Here is a 24,077-nt window from a genome sequence, read left to right as displayed (position 1 = left end):
GCACAGCCGCGAAGCAAGGACTGGCACAGCCGCGAAGCATGCGATCTCTGCGGTTCGGCGCACCCCCGAGATTTCTGGGCTGTCATGGCCCGTCTCAACTCTCATCAAGGCATACGCCGGGCAGCAATCTCATGGATCGCTGCACTCGCCGAGACCTACTCGTCAAGCCTGACGGGCAGGGACACCGTCGAGCTGTCGTGCTGCACGAAACTCCCGCGCCGCTGTTGCGAAGCGGGTTCCGAGGGCACCCGGCCCTGGCTGCAAGCTCCGGGTGATCTCGGGTTTTTTCCGACGGAAGGAATCCATTGAGCGACACCACCGACGTGACGTCGGGTGTTTCTGACGTCGCTGACGGCGCCGGCACCACCGCGACCGCCACGAAGCGCCGCCGCGGCGGCACCGGGCTGTCCGCGATGCTGCTGCCCGAGTTGCAGAGCCTCGCCGCTTCCCTCGGCATCTCCGGCACCGCCCGGATGCGCAAGGGCGAGCTGATCGCCGCGATCACCGAGCGCCAGAGCGGCGGAGCTGCCGCTGCTGCGCCCGCTGCCGAGCCGGCGCCGCGTCCGCGTACCAACAACGCCGAGACGGTCGCCCCGGCTCCCGCCCCGGTCCAGGCGGCGGCCCCGGTCGAGGCCGCCCCCGCACCGCAAATCGCAGCCGCCCCGGCCGAAACCGCACCGTCCGCCCCGGCTGCCGAGCAGTCCGCGCCCGCGGCCGAGCGTCCGTCCCGGAGCCGCCGCGAGCGTGGCACCCGGGATTCGGCACCCCGCGAGCGTGAGTCGGCGCCCCGCGAGAGTGCGGAGGCTCCCGCTGCCGCCGTCGTTCCCGCCGTGGCGCCGGAGGCTGCTCCGGCAGTCGAGACCACCGAGCAGCGTCCCGAGCGCGGCGACCGTCCCGAGCGGGGCGAGCGCAACCGCGACCGTCAGCGCAGCCAGCGTGACGGCCAGCAGCGCGATGGTCAGCGTGACAGCCAGCAGCGTGACGGCCAGCAGCGTGACAGCCAGCAGCGTGACGGCCAGCAGCGTGACGGCCAGCAGCGTGACACTGAGCGGTCCAACGATCGCGACCGTGACCGCGCCCCGCGCGTGGAGCAGGGCCGCGATCAGGGTCGCGACCAAGGCCGCGATCAGGGTCGCGACCAAGGCCGTGATCAAGGTCGGGACCAAGGCCGTGATCAAGGTCGGGACCAGAACCGTGATCAGGGTCACGACGATGACGACAACGATTCGGGTGACGGTGGCCGCCGGAGCCGGCGCAGTCGTTTCCGGGACCGTCGCCGTGGCCGGGACCGTGACGACAACCAGCGTGACACCGGCCAGCGGGAGACCCGCGAGCCGCATGTCGCCGACGACGAGGTCCTCGTCCCGGTGGCGGGCATCCTGGACGTGCTGGACAACTACGCGTTCGTCCGCACGACCGGTTACCTCTCCGGCTCGAACGACGTCTATGTGTCGATGTCGCAGGTCAAGAAGTACGGCCTGCGCCGCGGTGACGCGGTCACCGGTGCGGTTCGCTCCGCCCCGCGTGACAGCAGCGGCGACCAGCGCCGGGACAAGTACAACCCGCTTGTCCGGCTGGACACCATCAACGGGATGGAGCCCGACGAGGCGCGCCGGCGTCCCGAGTTCTACAAGCTCACCCCGCTCTACCCGCAGGAGCGCCTGCGGCTGGAGACCGAGCCGCACATCCTCACCACCCGCGTCATCGACCTGGTCATGCCGATCGGCAAGGGCCAGCGGGCGCTCATCGTCTCCCCGCCCAAGGCCGGTAAGACGATGGTGCTCCAGGCGCTGGCGAACGCGATCACGCACAACAACCCCGAGTGCCACCTGATGGTCGTGCTCGTGGACGAGCGGCCTGAAGAGGTCACCGACATGCAGCGCTCGGTGAAGGGCGAGGTCATCGCGGCCACGTTCGACCGTCCGCCGCAGGACCACACCACCGTCGCCGAGCTGGCGATCGAGCGGGCCAAGCGCCTCGTCGAGCTGGGCCACGACGTTGTCGTGCTGCTCGACTCGGTGACGCGGCTCGGCCGGTCGTACAACCTGGCGGCGCCGGCCTCCGGCCGCATCATGTCGGGTGGTATCGATTCGACGGCGCTCTACCCGCCGAAGCGCTTCCTCGGTGCGGCGCGCAACATCGAGAACGGTGGCTCGCTCACCATCCTCGCCACCGCGCTCGTCGAGACCGGCTCGATGATGGACACGGTGATCTTCGAAGAGTTCAAGGGCACGGGTAACGCCGAGCTCAAGCTCGACCGCAAGATCGCGGACAAGCGTGTCTTCCCGGCCGTGGACGTCTCCGCCTCCGGTACCCGTAAGGAAGAGATCCTCATGGGTAAGGAGGAGCTGGCGATCATCCACAAGCTCCGCAAGGTGCTCAGCTCGCTGGAGTCCGGCGCGGCTCTGGATCTCCTGCTGGACCGGCTCAAGCAGACCCGGACCAACATCGAGTTCCTGATGCAGATTGCCAAGTCCACACCAGGCGAGTAACCGTACAAAAGCGACGCGACCCACCCAATCGGGTGGGTCGCGTCGCTTTTGTCGCACAACTTGTCTGATTCGCCCTGTACGGGGTCATGCGAACCTCCGGTATCCCCATCCCTCGAAAATCCGGAGGCCCTCGATGATCGTGCCCGGTTACCGGGACCATCCGACGGAGCCGTGGAACCCGAATTCGCCCGCCGACCCCGGTGAGGCGGAGGACTTCCTCCGGCAGTGCTACACGGAGAACCCGCGCCTCGGCCCGGTCGAACCCCGGCTCGCCATCGTCCGTGCGCAGATCGCCGCCACCGGCACCTATGTGCACACCACCGACGAGCTGGCGCACGGTGCCAGGATGGCGTGGCGCAACGCGAGCCGCTGCATCGGCCGGCTCTACTGGCGCAGCCTGATGGTGCTGGACCGGCGGCGGGCCCGGACCGCGGACGAGATCTTCTCCCTGCTGGTGCAGCACCTGCAGACCGCCGGGAGCGGCCAGATCCGCCCGGTGATCAGCATCTTCGCACCGGCGCAGCCCGGCCGGGAGCACGCGCGCATCTGGAACGAGCAGCTCATCCGCTACGCCGGTTACCGTACCGAGGACGGGCGGGCGGTCGGCGACCCGCGGCTGGCCGGCTTCACCAAGGCGGTCCAGGGGTACGGCTGGCGGGGCAAGGGTGAGGCGTTCGACGTGCTTCCGCTGGTCATCGAGACGCCCGGCGAGGGTGTGCGCCTCTACGAACTGCCCGAGCGCGCGATCCGGGAGGTGCCGCTCAGTCACCCCGACCACGCCTGGTTCACCGAGCTGGGCCTGCGCTGGCACGCCGTACCGGCGATCTCCAACATGCGCCTGACCATCGGCGGTGTGCACTATCCGCTGGCACCGTTCAACGGCTGGTACATGGGTACCGAGATCGGCGCCCGCAACCTGGCCGACGCCGACCGCTACGACATGCTGCCGGAGATCGCCCGCCGGCTGGGCCTGGACACGAGCCGCGAGTCGACCCTCTGGCGCGACCGGGCGCTCGTCGAGCTCAACGTGGCGGTCCTGCACAGCTTCGAACGGGCCGGCGTGAAGATGAGCGACCACCACACCGAGTCGCAGCGCTTTCTGACCCACATCCGCAACGAGGAGAAGGCGGGCCGGCCGACCCCGGCGGACTGGACCTGGATCGTTCCGCCGATGTCCGGCGGTCTCACGCCGGTGTTCCACCGCTACTACGACGAACTCGACCTGCGGCCGGCTTTCTATCTGGACGAGGAGGCGGCCGATCTGGCGAGCATCGGTGCGAGCCGTTGCCCGCACAAGCTTTAGGAAACCCCTTTTCTCGTACGGTCGACGAACGGCTCTCGGAACTCGGCGGTGTCTTCCCGCCATTGCGGGCCGCGGCGCGACCGCCGGGCTGAAGCGACACCCTCTTCCGATGCGGCTGCCCCCGCAAAGGTTTGGGTGACCTGCACCGACACTTCAGCCCGGCGGCCGCGCGGCGGCCCGGAACCGCAGTCACGCGATGTTCCGAGAGCCCTTCGCCGGCCGTACGAAAGAACGGAGCGCGACCGAAGTCATAGGGTGAGGCAATGACGTCGTTCGTTTCGCACACGACTGTGGACGCCACTGATGCGTTCGCGTTGAGCAGCTGGTGGCAGCAGGTCCTGGGTTATGCCGGCGATCCGGAGGATCCGAATGAGCCCGGCGACGAGGAATGCATGATCATCTCGCCGGACGGCCGGCACCGGGTGCTTTTCATCGAGGTGCCGGAGCCGAAACAGGGCAAGAACCGGATCCATTTCGACCTGCGGCCGGTTCAGGGATCGCGGGACGAGGAATACGAGCGGCTGATCGGGATCGGTGCCAAACCGGTCGACGACCTGCGGGTGGCGGACGGCACCGGATGGGTCGTGTTCCACGATCCCGAGGGCAACGAATTCTGCCTGCTCCGCAGCGAGGAGGAGCTCAGGCGAACTCGTTGACGGCGAAGTCGTCGCGGTGCCGCCAGGAGGCCGGGGTGCGGACGTGGTCGGGGCGCACCCATTTGAGGACCTTGTGGGAGAAGTCGGTGGCGGCGATGCGCCCGGCCGCCCGCACCACGAAGCCCTCGGAGGTCACCGGGTCGCGCTGGGCCGCCCATGCCGCGCGGGCCTCGGAGAGGCTGCCGCCGCGGTAGAGGACGGGAACCATCGGCAGCTCCAGCCGGCGCGCCCAGTCGACGGTGTCGTCCCAGCCCAGCAGGGTGTCCGTCTCGTCCCAGATGCCGAAGACCAGGAAGACGCCGGGCAGATCCGAGTAGGCGATGCTGCGGCGAGCCCACATGGACTCGCCGCAGACCCGCCAGTCGTCGGGTATTCGATAGGCGGTCATCGCCCACAGCGCCTTCGCCGGCCGGTCCCAGGGCTGGGTGCCGGAGTCGAGCGAGCGCGCGTACATCGAGTCGCGGGTGAAGGTGAGGTTCCCGCCGTCCATCTTCTCGGTCACCACGAGCTCGCCGTCCAACCAGGACAGATCGCTCTGGATGCGATCATCATCGGTCGCACCGGGCGAGTCGGGCAGATGGAACGTCCGCGGATACTTCACCTAGAAGTCTCCCTCCGCGACCTGGAAAACGGTCAGTCCGAGCGCCCGCCACATGCGTACCACCTGTTGACGGTCGTCGAACACCCCGACGATCCGCCAGCGATCGCTGACCTCACGGTCGAAGATCTCCCGCTTCACGATGGAGTCCTTCCGGCTGTCACCGGCCGGCCGCATGAACAGGGCCTCGTACGGCACCCCGACGAACAGGTCCAGCCAGGCCTCGGTCTCCGGGCGGCACACCTCGTCCCGCCCGGAGCAGAAGACGATCGCGTGTCCCGCCGCGTGCATCGCCCGCACCGCGGTGATGACCGCCGGATTCGGCTCGTCCTCTCCCACCCGTCCCCAGTCGTACGGGCTGCGCCCCGCCATCAGCGCCACGGTCCCGTCGATGTCCACCAGCACCGCTTCCGGCAGCTCCGGATCCGGCCGGTAGACCGTGCCCGGGCCGCCCCGCTCCACGAACGGCACCGGCAGCGGCAGGTTCTTCCCGGCCAGGTACCGCTCGTGCATGCGGCGGATCTGGCCCTCGCCGACCCGCTCGTCCTCCGGCCGATCGGCGTCCCGGCGGACACACTCGTCCACCGGGACGTCGGTGAAGTCGTGCACCTCGAACGACGCGCCGAAACGGGCCGCCATCTCGGCCCACTCGCGCACCGTCTTGGCGCGCAGGTTGGTGTCGTCGACGATGACGCTGCCGTGCGCCCGCAGCAGCGCCTCCACGGCGGCCCGCTGCGCCTGCGTCACCTGCGCCTCGGCCCGCTGGGTGAACAGCCGTTGCCCGTGCAGCATGCGCCGCAGGTCGTCACGGTTGACCCGGACCACGTCCGGCTGGAGCTTGCGCGCGAACGTGGTCTTGCCGGAGGCGGGCAGTCCTCGCGTGATCAGTAGTCGTGTCATCCCCAGGTCTCCTCAACCGGCCGGCCGGGCACGCTGCCACAGGCCGGGACGGTAGTCCTTGCCGTCGAGCCGCTGGAAGAGCTCGCCGCGGAACTCGGTACGCAGCGCCGCCGCCGCGAACTCCTTGCGGCCCCAGCCGGGCGGCAGCGCCGCGGTGATCTCGGCGAAGGCCGCCTCGACCGCGGTGGCCCGGGCCTCGACGGCCGCGGTGAGCTCCGCGGCGATGCCGCTGACCCAGACATGGAACTCGTCCGGGAGCGGCGCCGTGAGTGCGTCCAGGTCGCCGCCGTTGGCCAGGACGTCCCATACGGTACGGGCAGTGAGGCCGGTGACCAGCCGGTGCAGTCGTACGTAATCGGCGTACTTGATCTTCACGCGCGCGTCGGCGTCCACGAAGTGCACGACCAGGCCCTCGCGCCCGTCACGGGGCGCCGCGGCCAGCGCCTCGGCGAACGTGGCGTAGCCGAGCGTCTCCACCACCGGTCCGGGCCAGTCCGGCACCGCCTCGGCGCCGAAGGTGCGGCCCGTCGCGATCTCCACCGCACCGATCAGGACCAGGTCGTCCAGGCCCTGGTAGTCCACGACGATCCGGTTGCCCGGGTAGATGATCTCGACGAGGACGGTCATGCCCGCCGGCGGGACGAACCCGGCATAGCGCGCCCGCAGAATGCTCGTCGCGTGCACTGCCTGGTCCGAGGCGAACGACCCGCGGGTGGCGACCGCGTAGCCTTCACCGTCGTGATAGAGCACACCCAGGCTGCCGTCCAGCTTGTCGGTGACGACGACCTTCGCACCGGGGTCGAGAACGGGCGCGCGGCTCTCGGTGTGGTTGAAGAATTTGACCATCGGACGAGCGGCGACCCGGCCCGCCGCGTCGACGACGAGGCCCCGGCAGGCCAGCGTCACCGGCGTCCAGGCGCCGCTGTACTGGCAGGCCTCGGTGTAGTTGTAGACGACCAGGTCGCGGGTGGGGTGCCGCTGCTGCCGGACGAGCCCGCCGCCGACCGCCGCGGCCAGTTCGGCCGGATCGAGGACGTCGCTGAGCAGGGTCATCGCGGTGCCTTTCGGCTCGGGAATTCCGGGAGGGGCGCTCACGTTATCCAGGGCGAATCCAGTTGCACCTCCTGATTTCCGTGCGGTACGTCAGGCATGGCAGACTGGTACATCGGCCAGTAGGGGTTCCGGTTCACGCTTTCCACACGGACGGCGACCCGGCGACCCGTCGATCGAGAGGGACCGAGAAGACATGAAGAGCGGCATCCACCCGGAGTACACGACCACCAACGTGATCTGCTCCTGCGGCAGCACCTTCACCACCCGTAGCACCGCCAAGGGCGACGAGATCCGCGTCGAGACCTGCAGCGCCTGCCACCCGTTCTACACCGGCAAGCAGCGCGTCCTCGACACCGCGGGCCGGGTTGCGAAGTTCCAGGCCAAGTACGCCAAGGTCACTGCCGCGAAGAAGAAGTAACTGCTTCAACGGCGCCCGTCCCGGCTTTCCGGGGCGGGCGCCGTGGCATTTGAGCCGCTCTCATCCGCCGCCGGCCTCGCCGGGTTCGTCGTGGGTTGCGCTGCTGGGTTTCGCCGCTGATTCGCCGCTGGGTTCGCTTCTGGGAGAGATCGATGAGCAACGACCGTTTGACCATGCTCCTCGCCGAGTACGAGGACCTGGAGAAGCGGATGGAGGACCCGTCGATCCACGCCGACCAGGCACTGGTACGCCGGGTCGGTCGCCGCTTCGCCGAACTCGCGCCCCTCTACGCCGCCAACCAGGAGCTGGAGGCGGCCCGTGCCGACCTCACCGCGGCGAAGGAACTGGCCGCCGAGGATCCCGCGTTCGCCTCGGAGGTCGAGGAAGTGGCCGGTGTGCTGCCCGCGCTCGAGGAGAAGCTCAGCGAGATGCTGATCCCGCGCGACCCCAACGACGCCAAGGACGTGATCGTCGAGATCAAGGCGGGTGAGGGCGGCCAGGAGTCCGCGCTCTTCGCCGGCGACCTGCTGCGCATGTACACCCGGTACGCCGAGCGGCACGGCTGGGTGATCGAGGTGATCGACTCGCAGGAGTCGGACCTCGGTGGCGTCAAGGACATCTCGGTCGCGGTCAAGACGAAGGGCCTGCCCGAGGGCGGCCACGGGGTCTGGTCCCGGCTGAAGTGGGAGGGCGGCGTGCACCGGGTGCAGCGGGTGCCCGTCACCGAGTCGCAGGGCCGCATCCACACCTCCGCGGCGGGCGTGCTGGTGCTGCCCGAGGCGGAGGACGTCGACGTGCAGATCGAGCCCGGTGACCTGCGGATCGACGTGTTCCGCTCGTCCGGGCCGGGCGGCCAGTCGGTGAACACCACCGACTCCGCCGTGCGGATCACCCACCTTCCCACCGGCACCGTGGTGAGCTGCCAGAACGAGAAGAGCCAGCTGCAGAACAAGGAGTCGGCGATGCGCATCCTGCGTTCCCGGCTGCTGGCGGCGGCACAGGACGCGGCGAACGCGGCGGCTTCCGACTCGCGCAAGGCCCAGGTGCGTACGGTGGACCGCTCCGAGCGGGTCCGGACCTACAACTTCCCGCAGAACCGGATCACCGACCACCGGATCGGCTACACCGCGTACAACCTCGACCTGGTGCTCGGTGGCGAGCTCGACGCGGTCCTGGACGCCCTCGCGGGCGCGGACCGGGCCGCTCGCCTGGCCGGTGACTCGGACCTCAGCCGAAAGTAGTCACGACCAGCCGGCCGGACCAGTCGCAGGCCAGGTAGTGCCCCGAGGTGCCGCACTGGCCGGTGTCGACGTCCTCCGCCATACCGATCCGGGTCAGCCGGCCGGTCTGCACGTCCATGCGGGTGACCGAGCTGGTGGAGGCACCCGCGGTGTAGAAACGGTTCACCAGGATGATCGCTTCCTGGCCGAGGGCGCTGGAGAGCGGCGAGCCGGGTGCGCCGGCGCCGACGGGCTTGCCGGTGGCCGGTTCCAGCAGCACCTGGTGTGCCGGCTCGGGGCCGGCCGTCGAGGCGAGCAGCCGGTTGTCGGCGACCTGCACGACACTGCCACGGCCGGGCAGGTTCCAGAGGCGCCGGCCGGTGAGCGGGTCGATGCCGTAGACGGCGGTGTTCTCCGCGAGGCAGAGTACGGGGCCGCAGTCCTGCGGGAAGGCGTACGAGGTGCCCCGGGTCTGCCAGACCTCCTGGAGGTTGTCGATCCGGTAGGCGGTGATGCCGCTCTCCAGGTTGTCCTGGCTGACGACGATCGCCAGGTCGTTCGCGATCGTGAGATAGCTGAAGGTCCCGGCGCTCGGCCGGGGCGGGCTCCACGGCAGCCGCCGCCGGGTGACGATCGCGCCGTCGTCGTATCTCAGGACGGTGACGTTGCCGTGCGCGTCGGCGGTGACGATCCGGCTGGGCCTCGGCCCGTCCTGCTGCACCGACGCCTGCTCGGCGCCGGCCACCGTCCGTTTCCAGACGTCCGACCCGTCACGGGCGCGGACCACCCGGATCGAGGAGAGGTCACCGGTCCTGGTCCGTTCGCCGAGCAGGACCGTGTCGGGCGCGGTGACCTGCACCTCCCCGGGCTGCTTCCAGAGCTGTTCGCCGGTCCTCGCGTCGATGGCGGTCGTGGCACCGGCGTAGACGATCGTGCCCTGGCCGCCGTCCTCGAGTTCGATCTCGGCGTACTCCTCGTCGCCGGAGATCAGCAGCAGGCCGGCCTCGATGCCCTGAGCCAGGTAGGACGGGGCTCCGTCGAGCCCGCGTTTCCAGCGCACCGCCCCGGTCGCCGGTTCGTAGGAGATGAGCTCCGCGCCGTCGACCTTCAGCTGGTACACGAAGATGCCGTCTTCGCGCACGGTCGTCTGGTAGCTGATGCCGAGTTCGGCGTCCCAGACCCGGTGCACCAGCGGGGGCACCGGCCGTCCCGACGCACCCAGGACCAGGACGCAGAGGAGCACCACGCCCGCGGCCGCCCAGCGCCGCCACAGCCGCGGGTTGAACCAGGGCCCCGCCGAGTGGCTCTCCGGCTCCTGCCCGGCGGCGCCCACCTCGCCCAGTTCGATGACGCTCACGACGGCACCGCCGGGGTGCTCGGCACCGCCGTGACGACGAACCGGTCCGCTCCGGGGCAGATCAGGTAGCCGGGGACGGTCTGGCAGCTCTGCGGGTCCGGCACCACCGTCAGGGCGCCGAGCACGTTCTGCGCACCGGTGGTGAGGTTCACCCGGGCGACGGTGGTGCGGCCGAGCGGGCTGATGCTGGGGCGCAGGAGCAGGACGGAACCCTGCCGCACCGGGTCGAAGACCGCGATGCCGCTCAGCCGCGACGCGAGCTCACGACCGGTGCGGCTGTCCACCAGCACGCGTTCCCGGCTGTCACCCAGGTCGAGCAGGAGGCGGTCGTCGGAGACCATGGAGAGCCCGATCACCGGGGACTCCTGCCACAGGTCGCGGCCGGTGGCAGGATCGACGGCGGTGAACACGTCCCCGGTGAACCGGCAGAGCACCGCCTGGCAGCCGGAGACCGGGTTGTCGTCGGCCGCGCTCCGGAAGACCTCGCGCAGTGTCGCCATGTCGTGAACTGTGGTGTACGCGAGCGCGATCTCGTTGTGGAACAGCAGAAGCCGCCCGCCGTCGACCGACAGCGAGACGTACACGATGCCTGCCTCGTCCGGTGCGATGCCCTCGAACCGGCGGCTCGCGACTTGCGCCGCGTCGGAGTACCGCAGGACCGTCACGTCACCGCTCGACGTGCTGAACGCCAGCCGGCCGACCGGGCCCGCGTCGCGGTCGAAGGCGACCTCCTGAAGGCCCGGTGCGGGGTGGGTCCAAATCGGCTCGCCGTCGGTGAGCCGGACCCGGGTCAGCCGGTCGGTGCCATCCGTACTGTGGCCGACCAGGAGCACGCTTTCGGCGGTGTCCAGCCGCACCACACCGGGCCGCTGCCAGATCTCGGCGCCGGTGTCGGGGCGGAGCGCGACAGTGGTGCGGTACGGCTCGGGTTCCTCGCCCGGATCGGACGAGCCGACGGCGACGAGCACCGGGCCGCCGTCCTGGGTGGGACGAAAACCCATGAGGTTCTCCGCGGTACGCCAGGTCCAGCGGACACTGCCGCCGGCCAGGTCGTACGCCGTCAGCTCGCCGGTGTTCAGCACGTACAACGTCGTTCCGGCGACGGCGAACATGCTCTCCGGCCCGTAGTCGCCGCTCCACAGCCGGCGGACACCCGGCTCATCGGCGGGCGCGGCCGCACCGCAGGCCAGCACGCCGATCGCGGCGAGGGCCAGCGCGATCTGCCGGAGACGGAACCGGTCGAGCCGGGGTCGGATCCGGTCCTCGGCCGCCCGTGGGGGCCGGTCCCGGGTCACGTCACCGAGCTCGATCATGGTCATCTCAGGTTGGCTTCCGGTTCGCCGCGGCGGCGGCGAGTGCGGCGCTGAGCCCGCGACCGTTGGTGCCCACTTCGGACCATCCGGCGGCCAGCCCGATCGGACTGCCGGGAACCAGGGTCTGCCAGTTCTCGGCGGTCGCGGCGGCACCGATGCGGCGCGACACCTCGGCCGCCTGGTTCGGGCCGGCGCCGGGAAGGATCAGGACGAACTCGTCGCCGGCGAACCGGGCCACGAAGTCGCCGCGGCGCATCACCCGGTGCAGCACGCCGGCGATCCGCTGCAGGACCAGGTCGCCGGTGTGCCTGCCGTGCCGCATGTTCACCGAGGTGAAGCCGACAACGTCGCAGACCCCGACGGCGGCCCGCTCGCCGCGGGCGAGCAGGGAGTCGACGTAGCGCTCGAGCTGGCGGCGGTTGGGCAGGCCGGTCAGGGGGTCGACGAGCGTCTCGTCGCCGTACCGCCCGGGGTCGCGGTGGGTCTCCTGGGCGTCCAGGCGGGCGGCGACCCCGTCCAGGTAGCCGTCACGGAGCTGGTCGATGCGCTGCGCGGCCAGGCGGAACGCATACCGGTCGGCGGTGTGCGCGGCGGCGTGGTCGCCGGCACTGGCGTGACAGATGCTGCGCAGCCGGGCCGGTTCGGGGGCGCCGAGCACCTCGGCCGAGACCGGCACCGTCTCCAACATGGTCAGTGCCCGCTCCGGCTTGCCGGCCGCGATGGTGAGGCAGACCGAGCCGAGATGGCGCAGGTCACGCGTACGCACGCTGTCGCCGCCGCCGGTCAGCCACTGTGCCGCGTCCGCACCGGTGGGCTCGCCGAGGGCGGCGCGGCGGGCCAGCGCGTACCCGTAGACGGCGCGGCTGCCGGGCCGCAGCTGATCGGTGGCGACGTAGCGCGACAACTCGGCGTCGATGTCGCGCAGCACCCGCAGGCAGCCGTCGGTGTCGCCCTGGTGATCGAGGGCGACGGCGTTGCGCAGCCGGATGCCCGGCGCGGCGAAGATCTCCGCGGCCACGCCGGCGCTCGCGCCGACCTCCCGGGCCTGCTCGATGGCGGTCAGCGCCTGGCCGTGAAAACCAAGATAGGAGTACGCCATGGCGAGGTCGTGCCAGCCCCAGGCTGTTTCGGAGTCCCGGTCGGGCACGGCGGCCAGGGCACGGGACGCCTGCACGAGATGGGTGACCCCACGGTCCAAATTGCTCTGCAGGTGCGCGCCGAGCGCGGCGAACGCGTGCAACTGGCCGCGCAGGTAGGGGTCGGGCACCTCGCGGACGGCCTGGGTGGCAGCTGCCATCGCACCGGCCAGCTCGGCGACCCGGCCCAGGTTGATCAGGGCGCCGAAGCGCTGGACCAGCGCATACGCCCGGGTGGTGGGGTCCGTGACGGCGGACAGAACGGCGTCGAGGATCGGCAGTGCCTGAGCGGACCGCCCGTTCTGTTGCAGGTCGCCGGCCCGGCGCAGGTCCTCGACGTGTTCCGCGAGCTGGTCCAACCAACCCACCAGGCGCCTCCCACGGCCTTCTGCGGCGCGCCGCCGGGTGACCCGGCCGATCCTCAGCGTGCGCGACGTCTCATGATTATGCCGTGATGCCGGAACAGGAACACCCCCGCGAAACCGCGGATCGAACCCGTCTCGCACCGGAACTGGCGGCGGCGGTCGCGGAACTGGGTGCGGCGGGGGTGGCATCGCCGCGGGTCGATGCCGAGCTGCTGGCCGCATACGTGCTGGATGTGCCCCGGAGCCGGCTCCTGCTCGTCGATTCGATCCGGGCCGGCGAGGCGGCACGATTGCGTTCGCTGGTGGCGGAACGAGCTCGCAGGATCCCGTTGCAGCATCTGCTCGGTACCGCGGCGTTCCGGCATCTGGAACTGAGCGTCGGCGAGGGGGTCTTCGTGCCGAGGCCGGAGACCGAGATGCTGGCGGGGTGGGGGATCGACCGTACCGAGCCGGGCGACCTGGTGGTCGACCTGTGCAGCGGCAGTGGTGCCATCGCGCTCTCCGTCGCCGACGAGACGCGGGCCGGGCGGGTGATCGCCGTGGAACGCTCGCCGCTGGCCCTGACGTGGTTGCGGCGTAACGCGGAGGCGTACCCGGTGGTCGAGGTGGTGGCGGGCGACGTCACCGATCCGGGGCTGCTGTCCGAACTGCACGGTGCGGTCGACGTGCTGCTGTGCAACCCGCCGTACGTGCCGGACGGCACCGCTGTCCCGCCCGAGGTCTCCGGGCACGACCCGGCCGAGGCGGTCTTCGGCGGCGGCGACGGCCTCGAGGTGATCCGCCCGGTGATCGGGCTGGCCGCGGTCCTGCTGAAGCCGGGCGGTCACGTCGGCATCGAGCACGACGACGTGCACGGCGCGGCGGTGCCCGAGCTGCTCCGCGCCGACGGCCGGTTCGGCGAGGTGACCGCCCACGACGACCTCACCGGCCGCCCCCGGTACGCGACCGCCCGCCGCCGGTAGGACCGCGGATAGTCACATGGCACACTGCATCTCGTGATGCTCTACGACTGCGCCACCGTCGCCGACCGTGATCGTGGCATCGCCGCGGCCGTTGAGGCGGCCAAGAGCGGCGAGCTCGTCGTGATGCCCACCGACACGGTGTACGGCGTGGGCGCTGACGCCTTCACCCCGCACGCCATCACGCAGCTGCACCACGCGCGCGGCTCGGACCGCCGGGTGCCGCCGCCGGTGCTCGTCGGTTCCCGGCACACCCTCGACGGGCTGGTCTACTCGCTGCCCCGGGCGGCCCGCGAGCTTGCCGACGCGTTCTGGCCCGGCCCGCTGACCATCATCGTGGAGCACACGCCCAGCCTGCAGTGGGACCTCGGTGACACCGGCGGCTCCATCGCGGTCCGGATGCCGCTGCACCCGGTAGCGCTGGAGGTGCTGCGCGAGGTCGGCCCGATGGCCGTCACCACGGCCAACAAGCTGGGCTCGCCGGCGCCGGTCACCGCCGAGGAGGCCCGCGACCAGCTGGAGTACGCGGTCCGCGTCTACCTCGAGGCCGGCCCCGCCGCCGATCCCGCACCGAGCACGATCGTCGACGTGACCGGTGACGTGCCGCTCGTGCTGCGGGCCGGTGCCATCCCCCTCGAGAAGCTGCGTGACGTCGTTGCGGACATCGTCGAGGGGCAGGGCTGACGTGGCGCCGTTCACCGTTCTGCACGTCTGCATGGGCAACATCTGCCGCTCGCCGATGGCCGAGCGGCTGCTGGCCCGCGCGGTGCGCGACCGGGCCGGTGACACCGCCGACGAGCAGCTGGTCCGGAGCCTGAGCGCGGGCACCGGCGGCTGGCACGAGGGCGAGGAGATGAACCCGCCCGCCGCCCGCCAGGTCCGCGCCCGCCGCGGTGACCCGGACGGCTTCCTCGCCCGCAAACTGCGCGGCGACTTCATCGACGACGCCGACCTGATCCTCACCGCCACCGCCGACCAGTACGACTACGTGGTGGCCCTGCGCCCGGAGGCCGCCGAGCGCACCTTCGTGCTCGGCGAGTTCGGCCGTCTGCTCGGCGCGGTCGACGCCGAAGCCCTCCCACCGGCCGATCCGAAGCCCGACGTGGTGCACGCCCGCGGCGTCGCCATCGTCGAGGCGGTCGCCCACCTCCGCGGCGACGCCCAGCCCCAGCCCGCCGACGACCTGGACGACCCGTGGGGCCGCGGCGACCAGACGTTCCAGCGCATCGGCGACGAGATCGAGGACACCACCGTCCCGTTCGCCAACCTCCTGCTCCCGTGACCGGCGCGATCGTCGGCCCGGACGCCGCGGGGCTGGCCCGGGCGGTGCGGATCCTGCGCGCCGGCTCGGTGGTGGCGTTCCCCACCGAGACCGTCTACGGCCTCGGCGCCGACGCGTTCTCCGAGGCGGCGATCGGCGAGATCTACCGGCTGAAGAACCGTCCCAGCTGGAATCCGCTGATCGTGCACGTGGCCGGTCTCGCGGCTGCCCGGGAGCTGGCCGACGAGTGGCCGGCGGCGGCGGACGAGCTGGCCGCCCGGTTCTGGCCCGGCCCGCTCACCCTGGTCGTGCGCCGTGCCGGGCACCTGCCACGCATCGGCGCCGCCAACGACACCGTGGCGATCCGGGTCCCCGCACACGATGTCGCGCTGCGGCTGCTGGAGGCCTCCGGGTTGCCGCTCGCCGCGCCCAGCGCCAACCGCTCCGAGAGCATCTCGCCGACCACCGCCGAACACGTGGTCCGCAGCCTCCCGGACGTGCCGCTCGTGCTCGACGGTGGTGCCTGCTCGTGGGGCATCGAGTCCACCGTCCTGGACCTGACCACCGCCGTGCCCACCCTGCTGCGCCCGGGCGCGCTCAGCCTGCGCGCACTGCGTGAGGTCACCGGCGCGATCGCGCTGCCGGACAGCGAGACCGCGGACGGCGCGGCCCGGCCCGCACCGGGCATGAGCCGCCGGCACTACGCGCCGCGAGCCACGGTCCTCCTGGTGAAGGACGTGCAGGACGTGGATCGGTCCACGCTGGCGGGTCCGGTCGCCGTCCTGACGTACGAGGGAGCCGGCGACGACGGCACCGAAACTCTCTCGGCCGACCCGCGGGAGTACGCCGCCGACCTGTACGCGGCCCTGCACCGCCTCGACGACGCGGCCGTCGCCACCATTCTCGTGCAGGACCCGCCACAGACCGAGGACTGGCTAGCGGTGCGTGACCGCCTCTCCCGCGCCGCCGCGAAGTGACTCGGTCTCCGCGGTGCGGGTGATGTTGCGGGCCATGCCGTTGAAGACGATGCCGTGGAAGGGCAGGACGGAAGCCCAGTAGAGGTGTCCGCCCAGGCCGCGGGGGAGGAAGACGGCGCGCTGGCGGTAGACGCTGCCGCCGGAGCCGTCGGGTTCGGCACGCATCTCGAGCCAGGCGCGGCCCGGCACCCTCATCTCGGCGCGCAGGCGGAGCAGGGAGCCGGGGACCATCTCCTCGACGCGCCACCAGTCCAGGGCCTCACCGACCCGCAGGTGGTGGCGGTCGCGGCGCCCGCGGCGCAGGCCGACGCCGCCAGCTAGGCGATCGAGCCAGCCGCGGACCGACCAGGCCAGGGGGAACGAGTACCAGCCGTTCTCGCCGCCGATGCCCTCGATCACCCGCCACAGGCGGTCGGCGGGGGCGGCGACCGGGCGGAAGCGCTCGTCGACGTAGACGCTGCCGCCGGACCAGTCGGGGTCGCTGGGCAGCGGCTCGGCGGCGGCGTCCCGGCCGGAGGCGCTGGTCCAGCGGGTCTCCACGTCGGCGTCGCGGATCTTGCCGAGGGCCAGGCGTACCGACTCGTCGAAGCCGAGCGGCTCGGGGCCGGGGAGGAGCTGGGCCAGGTCGTTCTCGTGGGCGACGGCCTCGTGCACCAGGCTGGCGACCAGCGGGCGGGCGATGGCGTTGGGGACCGGGGTGACCAGGCCGACCCAGTGTGCGGAGAGCCAGGGGCTCAGGACGCGTACCGGCAGGATGAAGCGGCGGGGCAGGCCGGCGACCCGGGCGTACCGGCGCATCATCTCGAGGAAGGTGAGCACGTCCGCGCCGCCGATGTCGAAGCCGCGGTTGACCTCGGCCGGCAGGTCCGCGGCGCCGATCAGGTAGCGGAGCACGTCACGGACGGCGATCGGCTGGATCCGGTTGTGCACCCAGCGGGGTGTGACCATCACCGGGAGCCGCTCGGTCAGGTGGCGCAGCATCTCGAACGACGCCGACCCGGACCCGATGATCACCGGGGCGCGCAGCACCGCTGTCGGCACGCCGCTCTCCAGCAGGATGCGGGCGACCTCGGCGCGGGAGCGCAGGTGGGGCGACGGGCGGTCGCCGGGTGCCGGCTCGGGGCCACCGAGGTAGACGATCCGGCGTACGCCCGCGGCGCGAGCGGCGGCCGCGAAGTTGGCGGCGGCGACCCGGTCGACCTCCTCGAAGTCGCTGCGCCCCAGCGAGTGGACCAGGAAGTAGGCGACGTCGACCCCCTCCATGGCGGCCGGCAGCGTCTCCGGTGCGGTGAGATCCCCTTGGACGATCTCCACGCGGTCCGCCCAGGGTGCGTCGCGCAGGCGCCTGGCGTCGCGGGCCAGGCAGCGTACCGAGTGGCCCGCGTCGAGCAGACGTGGCGCGAGGCGGCCACCGATGTAACCGGTGGCTCCTGTGACGAGGCTTCGCATCCTTCACCCTCCCGCTGTGCAAATCCGGGGCGACCCCGTATTGACTGTGCCCCCGAGCAGGGCCCTTGAAGCCATATGCTCATTTCTCGCAGGGTCTTGTACTGGCGGGACCTCGAGGTCGGGAGGCCAGGGGTGGGCACCTTCTGGGGGCCGGACTTCGGCGCGCTGGAGCGCGACGATCCGGAGATCGCGGCTGTGCTCGTCGGGGAGCTGGCCCGGCAGCGGGAGACCTTGCAGCTGATCGCGAGCGAGAGTTTCACCTCGCCGGCGGTGCTGGCGGCGCTCGGCTCCACGCTGGCGAACAAGTACGCCGAGGGTTATCCGGGCCGGCGCTACTACGGCGGGTGCGCGCTGGTGGACCGGGCCGAGGAGCTCGCCGTCGAGCGGGCGAAGGAGCTGTTCGGCGCGGAGCACGCGAACGTCCAGCCGCACTCCGGTGCGGCGGCGAACCTGGCGGCCTATGCGGCGCTGGCCGAGCCGGGCGATCCGGTGCTCGCGATGGGCCTGCCGTACGGCGGTCACCTCACCCACGGCAGCAAGGCCAACTTCTCCGGCAAGTGGTTCCATCCCATCGCGTACCGGGTGTCCCCGGACACCGAGGAGATCGACTACGACGAGGTACGCGACCTCGCGCTGGCCCACCGCCCGAAACTGATCATCTGCGGGGCCACCTCCTACCCCCGGCTGATCGACTTCGCCCGGTTCCGCGAGATCGCCGACGAGGTGGGCGCCTACCTGCTGGTGGACGCGGCACACTTCATCGGCCTGGTGGCCGGCCGGGCGGTGCCCTCGCCGGTGCCGTATGCCGACGTCGTCACCTGCACCACCCACAAGGCGCTGCGCGGGCCGCGAGGCGGCATGATCCTCTGCCGTGCCGACCTGGCGCAGCGCATCGACAAGGCGGTCTTCCCGTTCGCGCAGGGCGGGCCGATGATGCACGCTGTCGCGGCGAAGGCGGTCGCGTTCCGCGAGGCGGGCATGCCGGCCTTCCGGGGGTACGCTCAGCAGACGGTCCGTAATGCCCGGGCGCTGGCCGCGGGGCTGGTGGCCGAGGGCATGCGTCCCGTCACCGGCGGCACCGACACCCATCTCGCCGTGCTCGACCTGCGCGACCTGGGCGTTTCCGGCCAGGAAGCGGAGGCGCGGTGCGCGAGTGCGAGGATCGCACTGAACAAGAACGCGATTCCGTACGATCCTGAGAAGCCGGCCGTGGCCTCCGGGATCCGGGTCGGCACGCCGAGCATCACCTCGCAGGGCATGCGTGAGGGGGAGATGCGGGAGATCGCCGGGCTGATCGGGGTGGCGGTGCGCAGCGACCCGGCGACGGCGGGCGGTGCGGATCAGCTCGCCGGGGTGGGCACGGAAGTGTCGGCACTGGTCAGGCGGTTTCCGTTCTACGCGGAGCAAGAGGCTATGGCGTGATCGACCGCGCCGCGGCGAAGCAGCGGCCGGAAGAGAGCCGCGGCGAAGCAGCGGCCGGAAGAGCGCCGGAGGAGGAACAGCGTGAGTCGTGGAGGACCGGCGGCAGCCGAGCGCAGCTCGGGGGACGGTCTCGATCCGGCGGGCACGGCTCCGGCCGTACCCGATGATTTTGATGAGGACGAGCTTCCCCTGCCGGACCTGCCCGCCCTGCCCGCAGACCCACGCTGGCGGGTCGAACATCTGCCCTTGATCTCCGCGGTCTGTTTCGCGCTGCTGACCTGTGCCGCCTCGGTGGGCTTCTTCACCGGCGGCTCGGACGCCGCCCTCGGCGCGGCCGTCGGCGTGCTGATCGTGACGGTCAGCTACACGATGTCCACGCTGGTCATCGCCTGGGCGGACACGGTGCGGCCGGCTCTGCTGATGCCGATGGGGCTTCTGACGTATGTCCTGAAATACACGTTGCTGGGCGTTATCCTGGCCTACGGAGTGTCGTCGGATTGGTCCGGAAAGACCGCGCTGGGGCTGGGAATCGTGGCCGGCGTGATGGTATGGACCGGGGCGCAGGCCTGGTGGCTCTACGGGAGAACTGTCAGATAGTGATCTACAGCACCGGCTTTCCCCAGCTCAGACGGGGTCAAGTCGGTCAAGCGACCACGATCCGGTGACCTCGCCGCTCGCGCCGTGTTCCGATTTGGCGTGACAGGAGTACCGTGTCGTTCCAGTTGCGAGACCCCTGACGCCTGGACAACCGTGGTTGTGCGGGGGGTCCCGCTTAGCTTCGTGTTTCCTGCTGATATCGTTCGGGCCGTCATGACCGGCCAGAAACCTCCCCCAGAACCCCGCGGTGACGACGGTTCCAACCTGCCTCCCGACTCGGGAGTCGGCATGGTCGCTGTCTCTTATCTCCTCGCGGGCATGTTGGTCTGGGGCGGAATCGGCTGGCTGGTCGACCACTTCGTCGGGACCAGGGGCATCTTCGCCGGTATCGGCTCGGTCCTCGGTATCGGCGGCGGTGTGTACCTCATCGTGCGCCGGCTCGGCGCCTGACAGGAAGGGCAACGGTGATCGGTCAGTCGACGGTCCTCGCGGCGGCATTCCCGCCCAGCGTCGAGGACTTCTACCTGCCCAGCATCCTGCCGTGGGGCGAACACAACAACTACTGGTTCACCAAGATCACGCTGCTGGTCTGGCTGGCCGTAGCGATCATCATCGTCTTCTTCCTGGCCTCGTACCGGAAGCCGCAGCTCGTTCCGACCAAGAAGCAGTGGATGGCGGAAAGCCTCTACGGATTCGTGCGGAACAACATCGCGGTCGACATGATCGGTCCGGCGGGTGTTCGATTCGCGCCGTACCTCACGACGCTCTTCTGCTTCATCCTGCTGAACAACTTCTGGGGAATCGTGCCGCTGGTGCAGATCTCCCCGATGTCGCACATCGCTTTCCCGGCGGTTCTCGCGGTCATCAGCTATGTGATGTTCATCTATGTCGGTATGCGTCATCACGGCGTCGGCAAATACATCATGCACGCCCTCAAGCCGCCGGCCCCGTGGTTCATCCTGCCGCTGCTGGTGCCGATCGAGTTCTTCTCGACCTTCCTGGTCCGCCCCTTCTCGCTGGCGGTCCGTCTCTTCGCGAACATGTTCGCCGGTCACATGCTCCTGCTGGTGTTCACGCTCGGCGGCTTCGCGATGATCAGCGCGAACGCCATCTACGCGCCGTTCGCGGTTCTCTCCTGGGGTCTCACCATCGCGCTGACCCTTCTGGAGTTCCTGGTGATCTGTCTCCAGGCCTACGTCTTCACGGTGCTGACCGCGAGCTACGTCCAGGGCGCGCTCGCCGACGAGCACTGAGTAATACCCGCACGAGTCACACCCCGTTTGTCGTCCCGCGTGACAACCACGCGAGATACAGGAGGAACAGAGAATGCTTGTCGCCGACGTTGTTGGTAGCACCGCCGCCATCGGTTACGGCCTTGCCGCCATCGGCCCTGGTATCGGTGTCGGTCTGGTCTTCTCGGCGTACATCCAGTCGACCGCCCGTCAGCCGGAGTCGTCCCGCCTGACCCTGCCGTACGTCTGGATCGGCTTCGCCGTCATCGAGGCGCTCGCCCTGCTGGGCATCGCCTTCGGCTTCATCTGGCAGGGCCAGCTCTGATCTTCAACCTCGACTAGGAGGTTCACATGATCAACCTTTATCTGGCGGCAGCCGAGGAAGGTGCCACCGAGCACAACCCGATCATTCCTGTGTGGCAGGAGATCGTCGTTGGCTCGATCGCTTTCGCCGTGCTCTGCTTCGTGCTGATCAAGTTCGTCTTCCCGCAGATGGAGAAGACGTTCCAGGCGCGGGTGGACGCGATCGAGGGCGGCATCAAGCGTGCCGAGGCCGCGCAGGCCGAGGCGAACGAGCTGCTGGAGCAGTACAAGACCCAGCTCGCCGAGGCTCGTACCGAAGCCGCTCGCATCCGCGACGAGGCCCGGGCCGACGCCGAGGGCATCCGTCAGGACGTGCTGGCCAAGGCTCGCGAGGAGTCGGACCGCATCATCGCGGCCGGCAACGAGCAGCTCACCGCCCAGCGCGAGTCCATCGTCCGGGAGCTGCGCGCCGAGGTCGGCACGCTTGCCGTCGACCTGGCGAGCAAGATCGTCGGTGAGACGCTGGCCGACGAGGCCCGCACCCGCGGCACTGTCGAGCGTTTCATCAACGACCTCGACTCGGCCGGGCGGCGCTGATGGCGTCGAGCGCGAGCCGCGAGGCCTACGCCGACGCGTCGGAGCAGCTCACCGCCAACACGGCTTCGGCAACACCCGCGCAGCTGGCCACGGTCGCCGACGAGATCCTGTCGGTGGCCGGGCTGCTCCGGGCCCAGCCGCGGCTGCGCCGGGCGCTCACCGACCCGTCGCGGCCCGGCCCGGACCGGGCCGGCCTGCTCAAGGGACTGCTGTCCGGCAAGGTCTCCCAGGCGTCGGTGAACGTACTGGCGGCCCTGGCGAACGGCCGGTTCTCCAAGCCCGCGGACCTGCTCGACGCGACCGAGCGGCTGGGTGTCGACACCCTGCTGGCCTCGGCCGCCAAGGACGACAAGCTGGCCGAGGTCGAGGACGAACTGTTCCGGTTCAGCCAGATCGTCTCCGGCGACTCGGTCCTTGCCGTCACGCTCAGTGACCCCGGTGCGTCTCTGGAGCGCCGGGTTAAGCTGGTACAGGACCTGCTGAAAGGCAAGGTCCACGTGGCGACGGGACGGCTCGTCGAGGTCGCGCTGGTCGGGTTCGGCGGTCGTGGCTTCGAGACCTCGCTGTCGCGGCTGGTCGAGCTGACCGCTGCGAAGCGGGACCGCGAGGTGGCCTACGTGACGGTGGCCAAGGCGCTCACCGACACCGAGGAGCAGTCGCTCGCCGCGAAGCTGGCCGCGATCTACGGCCGGGAGGTCTCGCTGAAGGTCGGCGTCGATCCCGCGGTCATCGGCGGTGTCAGCGTCCGGGTCGGCTCCGATCTCTACGACGGCACGATCCTGCGGCGGCTCAACGCGGCCAAGCAGGCGTTCGCTAAATAGTCCTTTCCCCTCGATTTTCCTATCGAGAAGCCCCTCGGCGGCGGCGACGTCCCGAGCTAGACAGAGAAGGCAGAGGATGGCCGAGCTGACCATCTCCTCGGACGAGATCCGGGGGGCGCTAGAGCGCTACGTCTCGTCCTACACGCCCGAGGTCTCCCGCGAGGAGGTCGGCATCGTCTCCGATGCGGGCGACGGAATCGCGCACGTCGAGGGCCTGCCCTCGACGATGGCGAACGAGCTTCTGGAATTCGCCGACGGCACGCTGGGTGTCGCGCTGAACCTCGACGTCCGCGAGATCGGCGCCGTGGTCCTGGGTGACTTCGCGAAGATCGAGGAGGGCCAGCCGGTCAAGCGCACCGGCCGTGTCCTCTCGGTCCCGGTCGGCGACGCCTTCCTGGGTCGCGTGGTCGACGCGCTGGGCAACCCGATCGACGACCGCGGCGAGATCGCCAACGAGGGCTTCCGCGAGCTGGAGCTCCAGGCGCCGAACGTGATGGCGCGCCAGCCGGTGAAGCAGCCGCTGCAGACCGGCATCAAGGCGATCGACGCCATGACGCCGATCGGCCGTGGCCAGCGCCAGCTGATCATCGGCGACCGCAAGACCGGTAAGACCACGGTCGCGCTCGACACGATCATCAACCAGAAGGCGAACTGGGAGTCCGGCGACCCGGAGAAGCAGGTTCGCTGCATCTACGTCGCCATCGGCCAGAAGGCCTCGACGATCGCCAGCATCCGCGGCGTTCTCGAGGCGCAGGGCGCACTGCAGTACACGACGATCGTGGCTGCTCCGGCGTCCGACCCGGCCGGCTTCAAGTACATCGCCCCGTACACCGGCTCGTCCATCGGGCAGCACTGGATGTACAACGGCAAGCACGTCCTGATCGTCTTCGACGACCTGACGAAGCAGGCCGAGGCGTACCGCGCGGTGTCGCTGCTGCTGCGCCGCCCGCCGGGCCGCGAGGCGTACCCGGGTGACGTCTTCTACCTGCACTCCCGCCTGCTGGAGCGCTGCGCCAAGCTCTCCGACGAGCTGGGTGGCGGATCGATGACCGGCCTGCCGCTGATCGAGACCAAGGCCAACGACATCTCGGCCTACATCCCGACCAACGTCATCTCGATCACCGACGGCCAGATCTTCCTCGAGTCGGACCTGTTCGCCTCGGGTGTGCGCCCGGCCATCAACGTCGGTACCTCGGTCTCCCGGGTCGGCGGTTCGGCGCAGGTCAAGGCCATGCGCTCGGTCTCCGGCCGCCTTCGCCTCGACCTGGCCCAGTTCCGTGAGCTGGAGGCCTTCTCGGCCTTCGCCTCCGACCTGGACAAGGCGTCGCGGGCGCAGCTGGAAAAGGGCATCCGCCTGGTCGAGCTGCTCAAGCAGCCGCAGTACTCGCCGTACTCGACCGTCGACCAGGTCATCGTGATCTGGGCCGGTACCACCGGCCAGCTCGACGACATCCCGGTCGGTGAGGTGCGCCGCTTCGAGGGCGAGTTCCTCGAGTGGGTCAAGCGCAACCGCAGTGACGTCTACACCTCGATCGAGTCGACGAACCTTCTGAGCGACGACAACATCGAGAGCCTGAAGTCGGGCGTCGTGGAGTTCAAGCAGGTCTTCCAGAGCGGCGCGACCGAGACCAGCGAAAGCGGTAGCTAG

24 protein-coding genes are annotated in these 24,077 nt (G+C 70.4%); 17 read left to right on the top strand and 7 right to left on the bottom strand.

Going from position 1 to position 24,077, the window contains the following annotated elements; translation table 11 throughout:
• Window positions 1-305: 305 nt before the first annotated feature.
• The 3 genes from rho to ACFQV6_RS03330 all read left to right on the top strand — a co-directional run bounded on the left by rho (window position 306) and on the right by ACFQV6_RS03330 (window position 4,451).
• Complete coding sequence (gene rho / locus ACFQV6_RS03340; protein ID WP_378025812.1) at window positions 306-2,492, top strand: transcription termination factor Rho; 2,187 nt, start codon at window positions 306-308, stop codon at window positions 2,490-2,492.
• A 133-nt stretch (window positions 2,493-2,625) separates the two neighbouring features.
• Window positions 2,626-3,795 (top strand): nitric oxide synthase oxygenase, encoded by a 1,170-nt coding sequence (locus tag ACFQV6_RS03335; RefSeq protein WP_378025811.1) that lies wholly within the window; start codon window positions 2,626-2,628, stop codon window positions 3,793-3,795.
• Window positions 3,796-4,058: 263 nt separating this feature from the next.
• Complete coding sequence (locus ACFQV6_RS03330; RefSeq protein ID WP_378025810.1) at window positions 4,059-4,451, top strand: VOC family protein; 393 nt, start codon at window positions 4,059-4,061, stop codon at window positions 4,449-4,451.
• Here ACFQV6_RS03330 and ACFQV6_RS03325 read toward each other — a convergent pair.
• From ACFQV6_RS03325 to ACFQV6_RS03315, 3 genes are read right to left on the bottom strand one after another with little or no spacing between them, the layout of a single operon-like run.
• The gene (locus ACFQV6_RS03325) at window positions 4,435-5,052 is read right to left on the bottom strand and encodes an RNA ligase family protein (RefSeq protein WP_378025809.1); all 618 of its coding nucleotides are present in this window, start codon (window positions 5,050-5,052) and stop codon (window positions 4,435-4,437) included. The two genes, ACFQV6_RS03330 and ACFQV6_RS03325, sit on opposite strands and share 17 nt — an antisense overlap.
• The gene (locus ACFQV6_RS03320; protein WP_378025808.1) at window positions 5,053-5,949 is read right to left on the bottom strand and encodes an AAA family ATPase; all 897 of its coding nucleotides are present in this window, start codon (window positions 5,947-5,949) and stop codon (window positions 5,053-5,055) included.
• 12 nt (window positions 5,950-5,961) lie between these two features.
• The gene (locus ACFQV6_RS03315; RefSeq protein ID WP_378025807.1) at window positions 5,962-7,044 is read right to left on the bottom strand and encodes an RNA ligase; all 1,083 of its coding nucleotides are present in this window, start codon (window positions 7,042-7,044) and stop codon (window positions 5,962-5,964) included.
• Between the two features lie 151 nt (window positions 7,045-7,195).
• Between ACFQV6_RS03315 and rpmE the strand changes: the two genes are divergently transcribed.
• Both rpmE and prfA read left to right on the top strand, forming a co-directional pair.
• Window positions 7,196-7,420, top strand: coding sequence for a 50S ribosomal protein L31 (gene rpmE, locus ACFQV6_RS03310; RefSeq protein WP_378025806.1), 225 nt, complete (start codon window positions 7,196-7,198; stop codon window positions 7,418-7,420).
• 152 nt (window positions 7,421-7,572) lie between these two features.
• Window positions 7,573-8,661 carry a peptide chain release factor 1 gene (gene prfA, locus ACFQV6_RS03305; RefSeq protein WP_378025805.1) on the top strand — a complete coding sequence of 363 codons (1,089 nt, stop codon included), beginning with the start codon at window positions 7,573-7,575 and terminating at the stop codon, window positions 8,659-8,661.
• Here prfA and ACFQV6_RS03300 read toward each other — a convergent pair.
• Genes ACFQV6_RS03300 through ACFQV6_RS03290 form a run of 3 tightly spaced genes read right to left on the bottom strand, consistent with a single transcriptional unit; the run spans window position 8,648 to window position 12,814 of the window.
• Window positions 8,648-9,997, bottom strand: a complete 1,350-nt coding sequence (locus ACFQV6_RS03300) for a PQQ-binding-like beta-propeller repeat protein (protein ID WP_378025804.1) — start codon at window positions 9,995-9,997, stop codon at window positions 8,648-8,650. The two genes, prfA and ACFQV6_RS03300, sit on opposite strands and share 14 nt — an antisense overlap.
• Complete coding sequence (locus ACFQV6_RS03295) at window positions 9,994-11,316, bottom strand: hypothetical protein (RefSeq protein ID WP_378025803.1); 1,323 nt, start codon at window positions 11,314-11,316, stop codon at window positions 9,994-9,996. Before ACFQV6_RS03295 ends, ACFQV6_RS03300 begins: the two co-directional genes overlap by 4 nt.
• A gap of 1 nt (window position 11,317) precedes the next feature.
• Window positions 11,318-12,814 carry a diguanylate cyclase domain-containing protein gene (locus tag ACFQV6_RS03290; protein ID WP_378025802.1) on the bottom strand — a complete coding sequence of 499 codons (1,497 nt, stop codon included), beginning with the start codon at window positions 12,812-12,814 and terminating at the stop codon, window positions 11,318-11,320.
• Window positions 12,815-12,900: 86 nt separating this feature from the next.
• Here ACFQV6_RS03290 and prmC point away from each other — a divergent pair, with 86 nt between their 5' ends.
• From prmC to ACFQV6_RS03270, 4 genes are read left to right on the top strand one after another with little or no spacing between them, the layout of a single operon-like run.
• Window positions 12,901-13,773: a peptide chain release factor N(5)-glutamine methyltransferase gene (gene prmC, locus ACFQV6_RS03285; RefSeq protein ID WP_378025801.1), complete on the top strand. Its 873-nt coding sequence runs from the start codon at window positions 12,901-12,903 to the stop codon at window positions 13,771-13,773.
• A gap of 36 nt (window positions 13,774-13,809) precedes the next feature.
• Window positions 13,810-14,454: an L-threonylcarbamoyladenylate synthase gene (locus tag ACFQV6_RS03280; RefSeq protein WP_378026249.1), complete on the top strand. Its 645-nt coding sequence runs from the start codon at window positions 13,810-13,812 to the stop codon at window positions 14,452-14,454.
• Window position 14,455: 1 nt separating this feature from the next.
• The gene (locus tag ACFQV6_RS03275; protein WP_378025800.1) at window positions 14,456-15,052 is read left to right on the top strand and encodes a phosphotyrosine protein phosphatase; all 597 of its coding nucleotides are present in this window, start codon (window positions 14,456-14,458) and stop codon (window positions 15,050-15,052) included.
• The gene (locus tag ACFQV6_RS03270) at window positions 15,049-16,008 is read left to right on the top strand and encodes an L-threonylcarbamoyladenylate synthase (protein WP_378025799.1); all 960 of its coding nucleotides are present in this window, start codon (window positions 15,049-15,051) and stop codon (window positions 16,006-16,008) included. The genes ACFQV6_RS03275 and ACFQV6_RS03270 overlap by 4 nt, the downstream gene beginning before the upstream one ends.
• On the opposite strand, the gene ACFQV6_RS03265 is transcribed toward ACFQV6_RS03270, so the two are convergent.
• Entirely contained in the window at window positions 15,967-17,457 is a 1,491-nt protein-coding gene (locus tag ACFQV6_RS03265) for an SDR family oxidoreductase (RefSeq protein ID WP_378025798.1), read from the bottom strand. The two genes, ACFQV6_RS03270 and ACFQV6_RS03265, sit on opposite strands and share 42 nt — an antisense overlap.
• Before the next feature lie 132 nt (window positions 17,458-17,589).
• On the opposite strand from ACFQV6_RS03265, the gene glyA reads away from it, so the two are divergent.
• The 8 genes from glyA to atpA all read left to right on the top strand — a co-directional run bounded on the left by glyA (window position 17,590) and on the right by atpA (window position 24,077).
• Complete coding sequence (gene glyA / locus ACFQV6_RS03260) at window positions 17,590-18,879, top strand: serine hydroxymethyltransferase (RefSeq protein ID WP_378025797.1); 1,290 nt, start codon at window positions 17,590-17,592, stop codon at window positions 18,877-18,879.
• Window positions 18,880-18,960: 81 nt separating this feature from the next.
• Window positions 18,961-19,476 (top strand): hypothetical protein, encoded by a 516-nt coding sequence (locus tag ACFQV6_RS03255; RefSeq protein WP_378025796.1) that lies wholly within the window; start codon window positions 18,961-18,963, stop codon window positions 19,474-19,476.
• Between the two features lie 288 nt (window positions 19,477-19,764).
• A complete protein-coding gene (locus ACFQV6_RS03250; RefSeq protein WP_378025795.1) occupies window positions 19,765-19,926 on the top strand; it encodes a hypothetical protein in 162 nt (53 codons plus the stop codon).
• Window positions 19,927-19,940: 14 nt separating this feature from the next.
• Window positions 19,941-20,729: a F0F1 ATP synthase subunit A gene (atpB, locus tag ACFQV6_RS03245; protein ID WP_378025794.1), complete on the top strand. Its 789-nt coding sequence runs from the start codon at window positions 19,941-19,943 to the stop codon at window positions 20,727-20,729.
• Between the two features lie 73 nt (window positions 20,730-20,802).
• A complete protein-coding gene (locus ACFQV6_RS03240; RefSeq protein ID WP_378025793.1) occupies window positions 20,803-21,033 on the top strand; it encodes a F0F1 ATP synthase subunit C in 231 nt (76 codons plus the stop codon).
• Between the two features lie 26 nt (window positions 21,034-21,059).
• Window positions 21,060-21,608, top strand: a complete 549-nt coding sequence (locus tag ACFQV6_RS03235; RefSeq protein ID WP_378025792.1) for a F0F1 ATP synthase subunit B — start codon at window positions 21,060-21,062, stop codon at window positions 21,606-21,608.
• Entirely contained in the window at window positions 21,608-22,429 is an 822-nt protein-coding gene (locus ACFQV6_RS03230) for a F0F1 ATP synthase subunit delta (RefSeq protein WP_378025791.1), read from the top strand. Before ACFQV6_RS03235 ends, ACFQV6_RS03230 begins: the two co-directional genes overlap by 1 nt.
• A 76-nt stretch (window positions 22,430-22,505) precedes the next feature.
• Window positions 22,506-24,077 (top strand): F0F1 ATP synthase subunit alpha, encoded by a 1,572-nt coding sequence (gene atpA / locus ACFQV6_RS03225; protein ID WP_378025790.1) that lies wholly within the window; start codon window positions 22,506-22,508, stop codon window positions 24,075-24,077.

Source organism: Actinoplanes sp. GCM10030250, assembly GCF_042666575.1.
Lineage (GTDB): Bacteria > Actinomycetota > Actinomycetes > Mycobacteriales > Micromonosporaceae > Actinoplanes.
The sequence above is the reverse complement of the archived record's forward strand: the minus strand, read 5'-3'. Positions and strand labels throughout refer to the sequence as shown.

Coding starts and splice junctions, on each gene's coding strand:
- prmC (WP_378025801.1), top strand. CDS start 12,901: ATGCCGGAACAGGAACACCCCCGCGAAACCGCGGATCGAACCCGTCTC.
- ACFQV6_RS03240 (WP_378025793.1), top strand. CDS start 20,803: ATGCTTGTCGCCGACGTTGTTGGTAGCACCGCCGCCATCGGTTACGGC.
- ACFQV6_RS03335 (WP_378025811.1), top strand. CDS start 2,626: ATGATCGTGCCCGGTTACCGGGACCATCCGACGGAGCCGTGGAACCCG.
- ACFQV6_RS03230 (WP_378025791.1), top strand. CDS start 21,608: ATGGCGTCGAGCGCGAGCCGCGAGGCCTACGCCGACGCGTCGGAGCAG.
- atpA (WP_378025790.1), top strand. CDS start 22,506: ATGGCCGAGCTGACCATCTCCTCGGACGAGATCCGGGGGGCGCTAGAG.
- ACFQV6_RS03295 (WP_378025803.1), bottom strand. CDS start 11,316: ATGACCATGATCGAGCTCGGTGACGTGACCCGGGACCGGCCCCCACGG.
- ACFQV6_RS03250 (WP_378025795.1), top strand. CDS start 19,765: ATGGTCGCTGTCTCTTATCTCCTCGCGGGCATGTTGGTCTGGGGCGGA.
- ACFQV6_RS03235 (WP_378025792.1), top strand. CDS start 21,060: ATGATCAACCTTTATCTGGCGGCAGCCGAGGAAGGTGCCACCGAGCAC.
- ACFQV6_RS03320 (WP_378025808.1), bottom strand. CDS start 5,949: ATGACACGACTACTGATCACGCGAGGACTGCCCGCCTCCGGCAAGACC.
- ACFQV6_RS03330 (WP_378025810.1), top strand. CDS start 4,059: ATGACGTCGTTCGTTTCGCACACGACTGTGGACGCCACTGATGCGTTC.
- ACFQV6_RS03280 (WP_378026249.1), top strand. CDS start 13,810: ATGCTCTACGACTGCGCCACCGTCGCCGACCGTGATCGTGGCATCGCC.
- prfA (WP_378025805.1), top strand. CDS start 7,573: ATGAGCAACGACCGTTTGACCATGCTCCTCGCCGAGTACGAGGACCTG.
- rpmE (WP_378025806.1), top strand. CDS start 7,196: ATGAAGAGCGGCATCCACCCGGAGTACACGACCACCAACGTGATCTGC.
- ACFQV6_RS03265 (WP_378025798.1), bottom strand. CDS start 17,457: ATGCGAAGCCTCGTCACAGGAGCCACCGGTTACATCGGTGGCCGCCTC.